The organism is Gordonia rhizosphera NBRC 16068, from assembly GCF_000298195.1.
GTDB lineage: Bacteria > Actinomycetota > Actinomycetes > Mycobacteriales > Mycobacteriaceae > Gordonia > Gordonia rhizosphera.
In genome coordinates this window covers 1-14,589 of sequence record NZ_BAHC01000176.1, presented here as the reverse complement: position 1 = coordinate 14,589, position 14,589 = coordinate 1, and the positions used below count along the sequence as shown (strand labels likewise).

Sequence of the window (14,589 nt, the reverse complement as noted above, 5' to 3'; positions counted from 1 at the left end):
CTCCAGGACGTGCACATGTTCGGGATCGGCGATGCCGAACGCAGCGGGATGCTGCGCGAGTAATCCGTCGAGCTGCTCGGATCCCAGGCGGTAGTTGACCGGCACCAGTGGGACGCCGGCGCGGGAGGCCGCGAAAATCGCCACGGGGAACGCCGGACCGTTGACGGCCAGGTAGACAACCGCTTCGGCGTTGCGCTCCCGGATGGCCGCGCCGCCGGCGTCGGCCATGGAGCGCAACCGAGCCGCGGTGATCCCCGACTCTCGGGGGCCGATCACGGTCCGCTCCCCGAAGCCGTCCGCAGCCATCTCCAGCAACAACCCGATACTCATCTGAAAGCAACTCCCCTGTCCGGTAATGCCGTTCCGGTGGCATCATCGCGCGATGGCTCACATCCCACAGGCCTCATGCCGTTCTGTGGGACACCACCGAAGTATCTCACATAGTTTAGATAGTATGATAAGTAGATCGCCAAACCCTCGGCGTGCTGCGGGTAGCGCACGTCGCCGTACGAGGAGGTTCTCCGATGGAAGTCTCGGGCAAGAAGGCCGTCGTGGTGGGTGGAGCGTCGGGAATGGGGCGTGCCACCGCGGAAGCCCTGGCCGCGGCCGGCGCCCGCGTGGCCGTTCTGGACCGCGAGGGCAGCGACGGTAAGGACGTCGCGGCGGCCATCGACGGGGTATTCCATGCCGTGGACATCACCGACTTCTCCGGCGTGGAGAGCGTTCTCGCGGCCGCCGTCGCCGACCTGGGCGGACTACATATCGCGGTGAACACAGCAGGCGGCGGAAAGGTCCAGAAGACACTCGGCCGCAACGGCCCACACGATCTCGACCTCTTCCGGCAGGTCATCGATCTGAACCTGGTCGCGACCTTCAATCTGAACCGGCTGCAGGCGCTGCACATGAGCGCCAACGAACCCGTCGACGACGAGCGGGGGGTCATCGTGAACACGTCGTCACTCGCGGCCTTCGAAGGTCAGATCGGACAGGTCGCCTACGCCGCGGCCAAGGCGGGGATCGCTGGTAGCGCTCTGGTCATGGCGCGCGATCTCGGGCCGCTCGGCATTCGCGTCGTCGCGATTGCGCCGAGTTTGTTCGCGACCGGGGCCACCGCCGCCTTCACCGGGGAACAGGTGGCCCCGCTGGTGAAAGACGCGGCCTTCCCCAAACGGATGGGACGTCCGACCGAGTACGCCAAGCTCGCGCTGGCCATCGTCGACAATCCGATGCTCAACGGGCAGTGCCTGCGACTCGACGCCGGGCAGCGTTTCGCACCGCGCTGACCGTCGGCCCGCGCAACGGTTCTCCTTGACCGTCGAAAGTACCGCCGATGTCTATCAGTCCAACAAATCCTGGACCCGGAGTTCTTCGCGGCCGAGCATGACGAACTCGCGCGCCACAACCATGTGCTTCTGCCAGTGCGTGAATGCGCCGGCACCGTCGCGGGCGCGGAGCAACTTGATGAACCTCCGCTGGGAGCGGACGAACAGCTTGTAGTTCGACTCGTGTTGCGCACGATCGCGATTCACATTCTGCTGCGCGAAGTCGACGTGATTGCGCTCGAAGATCTCGTGCACCATGCCCGAGATCAGCGCCAGGGTCGGGCTGCCCGACAGTTGCACCATGAGCGAATGGAACTCGGCGGCCGCGCGACCGAACTGCCCGGAGGCATACTCGTCGGGCACGACTTCGTCGACGAACCGCTCGAGCTCATCAAAGGCCGCGTCGTCGCCCTCCTCGGCGAGCAATCGGGCCGCCGCGGGCTCGACGGCCTCGAGCGCCCGGTACACATCGGCGACGGTGGCGCCGGCCAACTCCAGCAGCAACGACGCCGGACGCGCCACGACTTCCGGGCCGGGGATACACACCTTGGCCCCGGAGCGCGACCCACGGCGAACCTCGACGAGCCGCTCGGCCTCGAGCACCCGGATCGCCTCGCGCAGCGTCGGGCGGCTGACCGAGAACAACTCCATCAACTCGGCCTCATTGGGCAGATGGTCGTCCGCCGACAGCTCGCCGTCGACGATCATGCTGCGCAGTTTCCGCGCGACCAGCTCGGCGGTCTTCGGAGTCCGGATTCCGCGCTCACCATCGGGACGCGTCGCGAAGATCGCAGCCAGGGAGTTGTCGGTCACGTACGGGTCCTCTCATCGACAACGTTCACTTGTTAAGTTACCTCACCGCGAGCAACACGAGTGACCTCGACATTTGACTCATCGACGGAGCAGCATTGCACCCGACGGCACACCGCCACCTGCGGTGACCACAGCAAGGTCCGCGTCGGGCACCTGGCGCCCCCGCGCCTGACCGCGCAACTGCAGAACCGCCTCGCGAACGAACCCGTACCCGTGCAGTCGGCCGGCCGAGAGCTGACCTCCGTGCGGATTCACCGGCAACCGGCCACCGAGCGCGATCGCACTTCCGTCGCCGATGAAGTCCGCAGCTCCGCCGAGTTCGCAGAAGCCGAGGCCTTCGAGCCACGACAGCGCATTGAAGGTGAAACCGTCGTAGAGCAGGGCGACGTCGACGTCGTCGGGCGTGCAGTCGGTCCGGGACCAGAGGTGCTTCGACGGGCCCAGGGATTGCGGAAGGTGCGTCAGGGTCCCCTGATCCCACGACAGCGTTTCCATGATCTGAGTGCCGACGGCTTCGACGAACACCGGCGGGTTCGGACCTTCGGCCGCGTAGTCGATCGACGAGACAACCACGGCGACAGCACCGTCGACCGGTACGTCGCAGTCGTACAGCCCGAACGGGCTCGAGATCATGCGCGCATCGAGGTAATCGTCGATGGTGATCGGGTCGCGATACACCGCCTCGGGATTCTCGGCGGCATGCTGTCGCGCGGTCACCGCGATCGCGCCCAGCGTCGCCCGATCTCCGCCGTACCGATGGAAATAGTGACTGGCACACAAAGCGATCCAGTTCGCCGGCGACATCGCACCGTAGGGCGCGCGGCCCTCCATCATCCCTGTCGCGCGTGCGTCGGGAGCATGCCACCGGCCGTCTCGGACCAGCGACGCGTGCGAGCTCTCCCACACCGTTCGATAGCACAGGACATGGCGGCACAGGCCCGACGCGACCGCCAGCATCGCCGCGATGATCGAACCGTTCTGCCCTGGGAATTCGTTGCCGCCACTGACCCAGGTCGGTCGGATCCGCAGGATCTCTTCGACGGGCATCGTCCCGCCCTCGGTCAGGCCACCGCCGATCGGGCCGCCGGGATAGGTGGACAGCCCGTCGATGTCTTCGAGGCGTAGACCCGCGTCGGCGATCGCCGCCTCGCAGGCGTCGACGGTGAGAGTCAGGGGATCGACCATCAGACGCCTGCCCACCTCGGACTGTCCGATTCCGGTGATGGCCACGCGATCCTCGAGCTTGCTCGACGTTGCCCTGGGCCGCACTCGCGGGGTCAGGTCGTCGGGCTCGGGCACCGGGCCCTCGTCCGGGTGTTCGGAATCGACTTCGAACAGGTGGAGCCAGATGTCGTCGGCCGCCTGTTCGAACCGCACGCGGACACGAGTCCCGATCCGCACGTCACCTGGATCGCAGCCGACGATGTTGGTGGTCAGCCGCGCGGCCGAATCCTCCTCGAGCGCAACGATCGCGATGAAATAGGGCGGTGGACAAGTCGGCAGCCACTGCTGTTCGTTCACCGTGACCGCGACAACCACACCGCGGCCCGAGACCGGGCTCATGGTGATGTCGTGGCTGCGGCAGTGCGGGCAGATCGGCGGCCTTGGATGAGTGAGGCGGTCACACCGCTCGCATCGGGCGATCCGCAGCACGCCATCGGCGCCGGAGGCCCAGAAGTCCGAGGAACGTAGCGTGGGCTGCGGCAAGGGGCGGCCGGTCGGCGTGGGCATCTGGTCCTTTGGTTCGACGATGTGGTCTGGCGGTTCGGCTGGTGGTTCCTCACCCGGCCGGGTGGAGTTCGACGATGCGCTGCCGGTGGTCGGCGACCGTGCCGTCGAGGAGTTCATCGACCTTGATCCGTCTGACGAGTAGATGGACGTCGTGTTCCCAGGTGAAGCCGATTCCGCCGTGGACTTGCAGCGCGAGTTGGCCGGTGTCGCTTGCACTCTTGCAGGTGTAGGCCACGGCCGCGGCGATCGCACGTGCCCGATCGGTACCGGAGTCCTCGTCGAGCGCGAGGGCAGCCCGCCAGAGAATCGATCTTGACGCCTCCACCCACAGCGCCATGTTCGCCACGTGGTGCTTCACGGCCTGGAAGGCGCCGATCGGTTGGCCGAATTGCGTACGCTGCCCGGCATACTCGATTGCCATTCCGAGAAGACGGTCGGCACAGCCCAGCGCGTCGACAGCGCGGAAGGTCGCAAGTTGATCCGCGAGTTCAGCAGCTGAGCCGTCGATCAGCGTTGCCCAGTCGCCGGCGTCCACGGTGACATCGAAGTCGATGACCGCCCACGAACGCAAGAGGTCGAGTGTCTCGAGAACCGTGATGTCGATGTCGGCCACGGAGATCACGACCCCCACTTCCCGGCCATCATCGGTGTGTGCCACCAGCACGATTCGGTCGGCATCGACGAGTCCGGTGACCGGGGCGCTGCGGCCGACGACGCGGAGCGTGTCGCCGTCGACGGCCACCCGAAGTCCGGGCGTTTGCGATACCGAGAGCGCGACTTCGGTGCATTCTGCCGCGGCGGCGGCGCACGGATGTGCGATGTCCTCGAGTAGCCGTGCAGCGATGGCCATCTCGGCCAGCGGCAGCGCGCTCCCCGCCCAACCGTGCGCCTCGGCCAGCACCAGTAGATCGACGTGGGTGGCGCCGACTGCCGTGGTGAGCAGTCCCGCCAATCCGGATTCGACGACGTGCTTGCGCACCGCAGCCGTGATCCGGGCGGGTGAGTCGTCGACGGATTCTCGTCGCGCCAGGATCGGATCGTGCTTCTGCAGCCAGGCGCGCTCCACGTCGGCCAGATCCTGCTGCTCGGTGCTCAATGCGAAATCCATGAGCCCTCCTTCAACCTCTTATCACACATAGTTAACCATGTTGTGGTGCTGCCCGGGGAGACGTCGGGCAGAACGACTAACGCGAGTCGCGTCGATGTCGGTGGCCGGTCGAGGACCGGCGAGACGTCGATGCGACCCGCGTCGGGGTGTGGGGCTTCAAACCCCGGCGTTGGCGTCCTGCTTCTTCCTGAGTTCAAGGGCGATATCGATGAGCTGGTCTTCTTGTCCACCGACGAGCTTCCGGTTGCCCGCCTCGATGAGGATGTCGGCGGCAGACACGTTGTAACGCTCGGCATGCCCCTCGGCGTGCTTGAGGAAGCTCGAGTAGCACCCCGCGTAACCCATCATCATCGACGAGCGGTCGACGAGGCACTCGGTGGGCATGACCGGACGCACCACGTCCTGCGCGGCGTCCGCGATCTTCATGAAGTCCACCCCGGTGCGGATGCCGAGTTTGTCGCACACCGCGACCAGCGCCTCGGTCGGCGTGTTCCCCGCCCCCGCTCCGAACCGGCGGATCGACCCGTCGATCTGCTGCGCGCCGGCCCGGATCGCATTGATGGAATTGGCCACCGCGATATCCAGATTCTCGTGCCCGTGGAAGCCGACCATCGCGTCGTCGCCGAGTTCGGCGACCAGCGCCTGTACCCGGACGGTCACGTCCTCCAACACCAATGCGCCGGCCGAGTCGACGACGTACACGCACTGGCATCCCGCATCGGCCATGATCCGCGCCTGCTGGGCAAGGACTTCCGGCGGCTGGCTGTGGCTCATCATCAAGAACCCGACGGTTTCTAGCCCGAGATCGCGCGCCAGCCCGAAATGCTGGATCGACACATCGGCCTCGGTGCAGTGTGTCGCGATCCGGCAGATCTGGCCGCCGTTGTCCTGTGCAGCGCGGATGTCGTCCTTGGTGCCCAGACCGGGCAGCATCAGGAAGGCGATCTTGGCTCGCTTCGCCGTCTCGGCAGCCGCCTTGATCAATTGCTGCTCCGGGGTTTTGGAGAAGCCGTAGTTGAACGACGACCCGCCCAGCCCGTCACCGTGGGTGACCTCGATGACCGGCACACCCGCGTCGTCGAGCGCACCGACGATCGTCCGCACGTCGGCTTCGGTGAACTGGTGTCGCTTGTGATGGGAGCCGTCCCGCAATGACGAATCGGTGATGCGGATATCGAGGGCGTCGGAATACTTGCGGGCGTTCGCCATCAACGAGTCCTGGGTGATGCTCATGCCGAGGCTCCCAACTTCTGCTTCGCGATCTCTTCGCCGACCTTGGTCGCGGCGGCGGTCATGATGTCCAGGTTGCCGGCGTAGGGCGGGAGGAAATCTCCGGCACCCTCCACCTCCACGAAGATCGAGACACGCGCGTAGCCGCCGTTGATCACACTCGGCGGGTCGAACTGGGGGTCCTGCAACAGCCGGTAACCCGGCACATACTGCTGGATCTCCTTCTCGCGTTGGTGGATCGACTCCGCGATCGCATCCGTGTCCGCGTCATCGGGGATGGCGCAGAAGATGGTGTCGCGCATGATCATCGGCGGATCCGCCGGATTCAGGATGATGATCGCCTTGCCCCGCTCGGCGCCACCGATGGTCTCGATGCCCCGCGACGTGGTGCGGGTGAACTCGTCGATGTTCGCCCGCGTGCCCGGTCCGGCCGACACCGACGCCACCGATGCGACGATCTCCGCGTACGGCACCGCCACCACCGACGACACCGCGTGCACCATCGGGATCGTCGCCTGCCCACCGCACGTGATCATGTTCGTGTTCGGCGCATCGAGGTGTTCCCGCAGATTCGCCGACGGCACCACCGCCGGCCCCACCGCAGCAGGCGTGAGGTCTACCGCGGTGATCCCAGCGGCCTCATATTTCGGTGCGTACTCGCGATGCACATACGCCGAGGTCGCCTCGAAGATCAGATCGGGCTTCTCTGACGAACCGAGCAGCTCGTCGGCCCCCCCACTCATCGTGATCAGCCCGTGGTCGGCGGCCCGCTTCATGCCCTCGGAGTCGGCATCGATGCCGACCATCCATCGCGGCTCGAGCACCTCGGATCGTTCCAACTTGTACATCAGATCGGTGCCGATGTTGCCCGACCCGATGATCGCTGCGGTCAGCTTCGCCGCCACGTACGCCTCCTCCGTGTGGTTGAAATATCAAAGTTGCTGTAGATCAATCGAAGTCGAGGGTGACCGACCCCAGGCCGGCGAACTCGGCGACGAAGTGATCACCCGAGGCGACGTCGATCGCCCGCGTCGCCGTTCCGGGCAGGATCAGATCGCCCTTGCGCAGCCGCACCCCGAATGAGTCCACCTTCCGTGCCAGCCACGACACCGCATTCAACGGATGCCCCAACACCGCCGACGAATTCCCCTTCGCGACGACCTCCCCATTACGATGCAACACCGCATCGACATCGCCGGTGTCGATCTCACTGATCGGGACCCGCTGCTCCCCCAGAATCCAGCCACACGACGACGCGTTGTCGGCGATGGTGTCACACAGGGTGATCTGCCAATCCCTGATCCGCGAGTCGATCAACTCGATCGACGGCACCACCCACTCCACTGCCTCGATCACGTCGTCGTTCGTGCACCCCTCACCGGGCAGATCCTGGCCCAGGATGAACCCGACCTCCACCTCCACGCGCGGAAAGCACAGTCTTTTCGCGTCGATGGGGGTCGACTCGAAGAATTGCATCTCATCGAGCAGATGCCCATAGTCGGGCTCGTCGACACCCATCATCTTCTGCATGGCCTCCGACGCCAGGCCCACCTTGTGACCGGCGACCGTCGCGCCCGCGGCCAGCCGCTTGCCGATGTTGATCAACTGGATCTCGTACGCGTCCACGACATCGAGGTCGGGGTAGCTATCCGTCGGCCGGTCGATCGCAGTCGCGGTGTGTTCGGCAGTCCAGAGATCAGCCGCAATCTGCTCCCGAATTGCCTGGTCGACAGCCATTGAGAGTGCTCCTTCATCAGGTGAACGTGTTCTACTTTAGAACATGTTCCACATTCGCGACACGCCCACTCGGGGCCGCGACATCAGACGTAGCCGAAATCGTCGCCCACCGACGTTTCTCGCTACGTCTGCGAGCAGAGGGCGGGGCGCTACGGGGTGGCGCCCCATTTCTGGAACGTGTTCTAATTCACGGTGAGAACACGTTCCATCCGTGGTGCACGAAGGGACCTTCATGGCCGGCGCGACCGAACCGACAGAACAGACCACCGACAGCCCCGAGACCTACGACGTCATCGTCGTGGGTGCGGGTGCCGCGGGCCTGAGCGCGGCGATCACCGCAGCGGCGAGCGGCCTCGACACCGTCATCATCGAGAAGTCCCCGTACTGGGGTGGCTCGACGTCACGGTCGGGCGGCGGAGTATGGATTCCCAACAATTCGGTCCTGCAGCGAGACGGCGTCGACGACACCACGGAGAAGGCCCGAAAATACGTGCACGCCATCATCGGCGAGCACACCGCGCCCGAGCGGATCGACGCTTACATCGACCGAGGCCCCGAGGCGCTCGACTTCCTGATGAAGCATGCGCCCCTCGACCTCGAATGGGTGAAGAACTACTCGGACTACTACCCCGAGGCTCCCGGCGGTCGCCTCGGCGGCCGATCGGTGGAGCCACGTCCGTTCGACGCCCGCCGCCTCGGCGACGACCTCAAGACGCTGCACCCGCAATACACCAAGGCGCCGCTGAACATGGTCGTGCTGCAGTCGGACTACCGCTGGCTCAACACCGGCCTGCGTCACTGGCGCGGTCCGGTGCGCATGGCCAAGGTGGGCATCCGGTTCTTCTGGGCCCGGACCCGCGGCAAAAAGCTGATCGCGATGGGTGCGGCCCTGGCCGCCGAACTGCTGCTCGGCGTCCGGCAACTGGGGGTTCCACTGCGGCTGAACACCGGCCTGACCGACCTGATCACCGAGGACGGCCGGGTCGTCGGCGTGCTGGCCGAATCGGATGGGAAGACCTTCCCGATCCGTGCGCGCCATGGCGTGATCCTGGCGTGCGGCGGCTTCGAGAACAATCCGGAGATGCGCCGGAAGTATCAGCGTGAGCCGATCGGGTCCGACTGGACGACCGGCGCACCGTCGAACACCGGCGACGGAATCAACGCGGGCCTCAAGATCGGAGCGTCGGTGTCGTTGATGGACGACGCCTGGTGGGGTCCGACGATCCCGCTGCCGCGCGGTCCGTGGTTCGCGTTGTCGGAGCGGGCGGTTCCGGGAACCATCATGGTCAACGAGCGCGGCGAGCGATTCATGAACGAGTCGCTACCCTACGTCGAGGCGGTCCACCAGATGTACGGCGGCGAGTTCGGCCAGGGCGAGGGCGCCGGGGCGAACGTACCGGCCTGGCTCATCTTCGACCAGACCTGCCGTAACCGCTATCTGTTCGCGGGAGTCAATGCGCGTCAGCCTCTTCCGAAGAGGTGGTTCGAGTCGGGCGTGGTGGCGAAGGCCGACAGTATCGGCGAGTTGGCCGAGAAGATCGGGGTTCCGGCCGATGCCCTCGACCGGACCACGCAGAGGTTCAACGGTTTCGCGCGCTCCGGTGTGGACGCCGACTTCCATCGCGGCGAGAGCGGCTACGACCACTACTACGGCGACACCACCAACAAGCCGAACCCCAGCCTCGGTGTGCTCACGAAGGCCCCGTTCTACGCGGTCAAGATGGTGCCCGGCGACCTCGGCACCAAGGGCGGCATCGACACCGACGCCGCCGGTCGCGCGTTGCGCGCCGACGGTTCGGTGATCATGGGACTCTACGCCGCCGGCAACACCAGCGCACCGGTCATGGGCCACACATACGCCGGGCCGGGCGCTACCATCGGTCCTGCGTTGGTCTTCGGCTACCTGGCCGCCCTCGACGCGGCCGCCAAGGCGAAGATCGCCCCGACCACCACCACGACAGGAGCCTGACACCGTGCCCATCGATCCGTCCGTGGCCGTCGGCGCCGAACTCCCCGAGGTCTCCTTCGAATGGTCGGCCTCCGACGTCGCGCTCTATCACCTCGCGGTCGGCGCGGCCGCCGACCCGATGGACCTCGCCGGCCTCGCCTACGTCGATGACGTGTCCCCCAAGGTGTTGCCGACATTCGCCACCGTCGCGGCATCGTTCCACGCCACCGAGGCACCGAAAATCTCGTTCCCGGGCATCGACATCGACCTGGCGAAGGTGGTGCACGGCAGCCAGCAGGTCACGGCGCATCGGCCGTTGCCGGCGAGCGGGAACGCGACCACCCGGACCCGGATCGTCGAGGTCCAGGACAAGGGTTCGGCGGCGGTGGTCATCCAGGAATCGGTCACGATCGACGATGCGGGCGAACCGTTGTGGACCGCGCGGTCGTCGATCTTCGCCAAGGGCGAGGGCGGATTCGGGGGCGAACGCGGCTCGTCGTCGAAGGTGAGCTACCCGGATCGTGCACCCGACCATCGACTGTCCGTGCCGACGCTGCCGAACCAGGCGCTGCTCTATCGCCTGTGCGGAGATCGGAACCCGCTGCACTCGAACCCGGAATTCGCTGCTGCGGCGGGATTTCCGCGGCCGATCCTGCACGGTCTGTGCACCTACGGTTTGGTGTGCCGCGCGGTCACCGACAGCGTTCTCGACGGCGACGTGACCGCGGTGCAGGCGTACTCGGCGGGTTTCGCCGGCGTGGTCTTCCCCGGGGAGACGCTGGACGTGGCGGTCTGGGACGAGGGCGATGACCTCCTCGTCACCGCCTCGGTGGCCGATCGGGACGGTGCGGCAGCCCTGGGCAACGTGGTGCTGTCAGTGGCGAGGTGAACGCGCTCCCTCCTTCCGTTCGCGCTCCCTCGATCGACGCAGCGCGAACGTAATGAGGGAGCGGACCCGCGACGATCAGCCCACCGGCAGCAGATCGACGAGGACACGCAGGTCATCGTCGGTCGGCACCTCCTGCACGAAGACGATGCGGTAAAGCAGATATCCGGCCCACTGGTCGACGACGGTCCGCACGGGCAGCGTCCGGGGCAGCTCACCGCGGGCGATCCCGCGCTGCAGGAGTTCCATACCCGCGTCAGCCCGGACAGCGAGCAATTCGCGCAGTTCGGTCTGCCCGGCCTCGCCTCGTTCGGCGAGCGCTCCGGCGACCACCGACGGGTCCCCCAGCAACGTCAGGGTATGCACGAGTTCGCGCAGATGGTCGAGCGCGTCGTGGGGGACCGAGCCGGTGTCGGGGGTCGGTGGCGCCGCCAGTTCGCTGCGGAAGGCATCGGTGATCACATCCGCCTTCGTCGGCCATCGCCGATACAACGTCGCCTTCCCCACCCCGGCCCGCGCTGCGATCGATTCCATACTCACGCGGTGATAGCCCACCTCAGCGACAAGTGCCCGCGTCGCCCGGAGAATCCGCTCGTCCAGGACGGGATCGCGTGGGCGGCCGCGGCCGCGCGTGGGCTGCTGGTCGGTCATGGTTCCCCCTCAGAAATAACGGAACGATGCGTTTCGTTAATGTGGAGTGTACGACCCGCCATCGGACGGGCCGACCGTATTCAGGAAAGAAGGTTGTCCCATGACCGCACGATTCACCGACAAGGTCGTCCTCATCACCGGCGCCGGCTCCGGCCTCGGTCGGGCGGCCGCCATCCAGGTGGCCTCCGAGGGCGCCGCGCTGGCTCTTGTCGACGTCAGCGAGAAGGGTCTGCAAGAGGCCGCCGCCGACGTGGCCGCCGTCGCCTCGGCCGCCAAGGTCATCCAGATCGTCGCCGACGTCAGCAAGGAAGAAGACGTCAAGAACTACGTCGACCAGACCGTCGAGACCTTTGGCCGCATCGACGGCTTCTTCAACAACGCCGGCATCGAGGGCAAGCAGAACCTCACCGAGGATTTCGGCACCGACGAGTTCGACAAGGTCGTCGCGATCAACCTGCGCGGAGTATTCCTCGGCCAGAAGTACGTCCTCCCGGTGATGAAGAAGCAGGGCTCGGGCAGCGTCGTGAACACCGCCTCGGTCGGCGGCATCCGCGGCGTCGGGAACCAGTCCGGCTACGCCGCTGCGAAGCACGGCGTCGTCGGCCTGACCCGCAACTCGGGCATCGAATACGGCCAGTTCGGTGTGCGGGTCACCGCGATCGCACCCGGCGCGATCATGACTCCGATGGTGGAGGGCTCCCTCAAGCAGATCGACCCCGACAACTGGGAAGAGGTCGGCAAGCAGTTCGTCAGCGTCAACCCGATGCAGCGCTTCGGCCGCCCCGAAGAGGTGGGTCACCTCGCCGCCTTCCTGCTGTCGGATCAGGCGACGTTCATCAATGCGACCACCATCGCCATCGACGGCGGGCAGTCCGAGAAGTACTGATCGGTGGTGCGAACCACAGCGGTCGCACAGATGTGTCGCCGCCTCGACACACCGGGCACCCAGTAAGGTCGACGCGGACCAACCGCTGTCGATCCCGGCAAAGACCGGGCCCCCGCGAGGAGAACACATGAGCGATTCCCTGCAGTCCCTGCTCGACACCGACCGCGACGGCGTCGTCGCCGATCTCGTCGGCGTGATCGACGCCGAGGTGTCGGACAAGAAGGGCCTCGGCGGTGCCGCCGTGAAGACCGCCTACGCGGCGGCACAGAAGTTCAAGCCGGGTGTCATCACGTCGGCGACGAACCACATGCTGCCCGATTTCCTCGCGGCTCTCGCGCCGCTGTGGGATTCGCGTCCGGCCGGAGTGTCGTTCCCGGATCACCTGACCGCGAATGCCGACGCCGCGTCGGAGGCACTGCTGACGGTGACCGACGATCAGGCCGCCACCGCCAATCCTGCGCTGGCCAAGGTCTACGGTTCCCTGCGCGGCAAGGGCAAGGGACATGTCAGCACGGCATTGCCCCGAGTCGGCGCGGTGATCGAAAAGCACGCGGGCTGAGCGAGTCCGCGCCTTCCGCAGCGATCCACCCATCGGCCGTCGAGCAGCAGCTCGGCGGCCGTTTGTGGTTCGTCAGGCGGCCGACGTGACGATGACGAGAAGGCCGACGACGACCGCGACGAGCGCCGCGAGCATCGACAGCACACGCCACACATGCACGCGCGCAGGACAGTAGTCGGTTCGTGATGAAGAGGTGACCTGGTGTGAGGCCATGATCTCCCGCTTTCGGTTGTCCGGGTCGATTCCGGCTGTTACTACAGTGATAAATGTGTCACATGTGCTGGCGGAACCGGCAGTACCTCGAGACGCGTGTCGCATCACGAACGGGCAACGCCGTGATCTGAGATCCTCGAGGGATGGCGATGAAATGGCCCGCGACGCCTGATCCATCCCACCAGCGCACCATCGCCGGCCTGGACCTGCACTCCGCCTGGCTCATCCTCATCGCATGCGCTGCGGTCAGCATGGTCGTCGCCGCGATGGCCGCACTCAACACCGCGCTGCCCGACATCGCGATCGACACGGGCGCCGATTCGAACCAGATGACCTGGATCGTCGATGGCTACACGCTGGCGCTGGCGGCGCTGCTCCTGCCCGCCGGGGCGATCGGCGATCGTTTCGGGCGACGCGGGGTACTCATCGTCGGTCTGGCGGTGTTCGCGGTCGCTTCCCTGCTGCCGGTCTGGACCGACTCCCCCACCCAACTCATCGCCACCCGCATCGTTGCCGGGGCGGGCGCGGCCCTGATCATGCCGACGACGCTGTCACTGATCACCGCGGGTGTCCCGGAATCCAAACGCCACATCGGTGTGAGCATCTGGGCGGCGGTCGCGGGCGCCGGCGCGCTCGCCGGCTTCCTCGTGACCGGCGTCCTGCTCGAGTTCTTCTCCTGGCAGTCGATCTTCATCACCTTTGCCGCCTCCGCCGTCCTGACCGGAACCCTGTGCCTGACGATCGGGACGTCGAAGGACCACGACCCCGGAAGCTTCGACGTCGGGGGTTCGGTGACGTCGATCCTGGCGGTGATGGGCATCGTGCTCGGACTGCTCGAAGCGCCGCACCGCGGTTGGGGCGATCCGCTCGTTCTCGTCTGTCTCGTCGGCGGGGTGGCGCTGGTGGCGGTGTTCTGCGTCCTGGAACTGCGCAGGACCTCACCACTACTCGATGTCCGGCTGTTCACCAATCGCGCCTTCGGTTCCGGTTCGCTGTCGGTGATGATGCAGTTCTTCGCCAGCTTCGGGGTCTTCTTCCTGATCCTGCAGCAGTTCCAGTTGGTGTTCGGTTTCACGGCCCTGCAGTCGGCGTTCGCGATGATGCCGCTGGTCGTCGGCGTCGGGATCTTCGCTCTGTTCGGCAACTGGGTCGCGGTGCGGTTCCACTCGCTGAGATTCGTCCTCGCCGGCGGCATCCTCGTCGCGGGGCTCGGGATCGTCCTGCTCGGGGCGATCCACTTCGACACGTATCTGAGCCTGACGTGGACGCTGGTCATCTGCGCCATCGGCATCGGTCTCGCCACCGCACCGTCGACGACGGCCATCATGGCCAACACTCCGCTGGGTAACCAGGGGGTGGGGTCGGCGGTCAACGACACCGCGCGCGAGATCGGCGCGGCGATCGGCATCGCGATCGCCGGCAGCATCATGGCGGCCGGCTACGCATCCCGGATCGGTCCGGTCGCCGACTCCGCACAGGCGCAGCTAACCGCGATGGGCGAACAG

15 protein-coding genes are annotated in these 14,589 nt (G+C 66.3%); 6 read left to right on the top strand and 9 right to left on the bottom strand.

The genetic code is table 11. From position 1 onward, the window contains the following. Positions 1-330: AMP-binding protein (locus tag GORHZ_RS21540; protein ID WP_006336819.1), on the bottom strand; the 330-nt coding region annotated here is incomplete at its 3' end. 194 nt (positions 331-524) lie between these two features. Between GORHZ_RS21540 and GORHZ_RS21535 the strand changes: the two genes are divergently transcribed. Further along, positions 525-1,283 (top strand): SDR family NAD(P)-dependent oxidoreductase, encoded by a 759-nt coding sequence (locus GORHZ_RS21535; RefSeq protein WP_006336818.1) that lies wholly within the window; start codon positions 525-527, stop codon positions 1,281-1,283. 54 nt (positions 1,284-1,337) lie between these two features. Here the strand turns inward: GORHZ_RS21535 and GORHZ_RS21530 are convergent, their stop codons facing one another. The 6 genes from GORHZ_RS21530 to GORHZ_RS21505 all read right to left on the bottom strand — a co-directional run bounded on the left by GORHZ_RS21530 (position 1,338) and on the right by GORHZ_RS21505 (position 7,941). After that, a complete protein-coding gene (locus GORHZ_RS21530) occupies positions 1,338-2,135 on the bottom strand; it encodes a FadR/GntR family transcriptional regulator (protein ID WP_006336817.1) in 798 nt (265 codons plus the stop codon). A gap of 78 nt (positions 2,136-2,213) precedes the next feature. Further along, positions 2,214-3,866 (bottom strand): thiolase C-terminal domain-containing protein, encoded by a 1,653-nt coding sequence (locus tag GORHZ_RS21525; RefSeq protein WP_006336815.1) that lies wholly within the window; start codon positions 3,864-3,866, stop codon positions 2,214-2,216. A 49-nt stretch (positions 3,867-3,915) separates the two neighbouring features. Continuing rightward, positions 3,916-4,974: an acyl-CoA dehydrogenase family protein gene (locus GORHZ_RS21520; RefSeq protein WP_006336813.1), complete on the bottom strand. Its 1,059-nt coding sequence runs from the start codon at positions 4,972-4,974 to the stop codon at positions 3,916-3,918. Positions 4,975-5,130: 156 nt separating this feature from the next. Further along, entirely contained in the window at positions 5,131-6,207 is a 1,077-nt protein-coding gene (gene dmpG / locus GORHZ_RS21515; RefSeq protein WP_006336811.1) for a 4-hydroxy-2-oxovalerate aldolase, read from the bottom strand. Continuing rightward, a complete protein-coding gene (locus GORHZ_RS21510) occupies positions 6,204-7,109 on the bottom strand; it encodes an acetaldehyde dehydrogenase (acetylating) (protein WP_006336809.1) in 906 nt (301 codons plus the stop codon). Before GORHZ_RS21510 ends, dmpG begins: the two co-directional genes overlap by 4 nt. Positions 7,110-7,152: 43 nt before the next feature. Further along, positions 7,153-7,941 (bottom strand): 2-keto-4-pentenoate hydratase, encoded by a 789-nt coding sequence (locus tag GORHZ_RS21505; RefSeq protein WP_006336802.1) that lies wholly within the window; start codon positions 7,939-7,941, stop codon positions 7,153-7,155. A 232-nt stretch (positions 7,942-8,173) separates the two neighbouring features. On the opposite strand from GORHZ_RS21505, the gene kstD reads away from it, so the two are divergent. Further along, the gene (kstD, locus tag GORHZ_RS21500; RefSeq protein ID WP_006336801.1) at positions 8,174-9,910 is read left to right on the top strand and encodes a 3-oxosteroid 1-dehydrogenase; all 1,737 of its coding nucleotides are present in this window, start codon (positions 8,174-8,176) and stop codon (positions 9,908-9,910) included. Between the two features lie 4 nt (positions 9,911-9,914). Further along, entirely contained in the window at positions 9,915-10,778 is an 864-nt protein-coding gene (gene chsH3 / locus GORHZ_RS21495) for an enoyl-CoA hydratase ChsH3 (RefSeq protein WP_006336800.1), read from the top strand. A gap of 75 nt (positions 10,779-10,853) precedes the next feature. On the opposite strand, the gene GORHZ_RS21490 is transcribed toward chsH3, so the two are convergent. Next, positions 10,854-11,426, bottom strand: coding sequence for a TetR/AcrR family transcriptional regulator (locus tag GORHZ_RS21490; RefSeq protein WP_006336799.1), 573 nt, complete (start codon positions 11,424-11,426; stop codon positions 10,854-10,856). A 100-nt stretch (positions 11,427-11,526) separates the two neighbouring features. On the opposite strand from GORHZ_RS21490, the gene GORHZ_RS21485 reads away from it, so the two are divergent. Beyond that, on the top strand, positions 11,527-12,312 hold the full coding sequence (locus tag GORHZ_RS21485; protein WP_006336797.1) for a glucose 1-dehydrogenase: 786 nt from the start codon (positions 11,527-11,529) through the stop codon (positions 12,310-12,312). Positions 12,313-12,439: 127 nt separating this feature from the next. Continuing rightward, positions 12,440-12,871 carry a DUF6918 family protein gene (locus tag GORHZ_RS21480; protein WP_006336795.1) on the top strand — a complete coding sequence of 144 codons (432 nt, stop codon included), beginning with the start codon at positions 12,440-12,442 and terminating at the stop codon, positions 12,869-12,871. 72 nt (positions 12,872-12,943) lie between these two features. Here the strand turns inward: GORHZ_RS21480 and GORHZ_RS31280 are convergent, their stop codons facing one another. Then, positions 12,944-13,084 carry a hypothetical protein gene (locus tag GORHZ_RS31280; protein ID WP_165393604.1) on the bottom strand — a complete coding sequence of 47 codons (141 nt, stop codon included), beginning with the start codon at positions 13,082-13,084 and terminating at the stop codon, positions 12,944-12,946. 143 nt (positions 13,085-13,227) lie between these two features. Here GORHZ_RS31280 and GORHZ_RS21470 point away from each other — a divergent pair. Next, a partial coding sequence (locus GORHZ_RS21470) for an MFS transporter (RefSeq protein ID WP_006336793.1) occupies positions 13,228-14,589 on the top strand: 1,362 nt, incomplete at its 3' end.

What these genes read in the sequence shown, in the direction of transcription:
- GORHZ_RS21535 (WP_006336818.1), top strand. Translation starts at nt 525, where the DNA reads ATGGAAGTCTCGGGCAAGAAGGCCGTCGTGGTGGGTGGAGCGTCGGGA.
- GORHZ_RS21525 (WP_006336815.1), bottom strand. Translation starts at nt 3,866, where the DNA reads ATGCCCACGCCGACCGGCCGCCCCTTGCCGCAGCCCACGCTACGTTCC.
- GORHZ_RS21520 (WP_006336813.1), bottom strand. Translation starts at nt 4,974, where the DNA reads ATGGATTTCGCATTGAGCACCGAGCAGCAGGATCTGGCCGACGTGGAG.
- dmpG (WP_006336811.1), bottom strand. Translation starts at nt 6,207, where the DNA reads ATGAGCATCACCCAGGACTCGTTGATGGCGAACGCCCGCAAGTATTCC.
- GORHZ_RS21505 (WP_006336802.1), bottom strand. Translation starts at nt 7,941, where the DNA reads ATGGCTGTCGACCAGGCAATTCGGGAGCAGATTGCGGCTGATCTCTGG.
- kstD (WP_006336801.1), top strand. Translation starts at nt 8,174, where the DNA reads ATGGCCGGCGCGACCGAACCGACAGAACAGACCACCGACAGCCCCGAG.
- GORHZ_RS21490 (WP_006336799.1), bottom strand. Translation starts at nt 11,426, where the DNA reads ATGACCGACCAGCAGCCCACGCGCGGCCGCGGCCGCCCACGCGATCCC.
- GORHZ_RS21485 (WP_006336797.1), top strand. Translation starts at nt 11,527, where the DNA reads ATGACCGCACGATTCACCGACAAGGTCGTCCTCATCACCGGCGCCGGC.
- GORHZ_RS21480 (WP_006336795.1), top strand. Translation starts at nt 12,440, where the DNA reads ATGAGCGATTCCCTGCAGTCCCTGCTCGACACCGACCGCGACGGCGTC.
- GORHZ_RS31280 (WP_165393604.1), bottom strand. Translation starts at nt 13,084, where the DNA reads ATGGCCTCACACCAGGTCACCTCTTCATCACGAACCGACTACTGTCCT.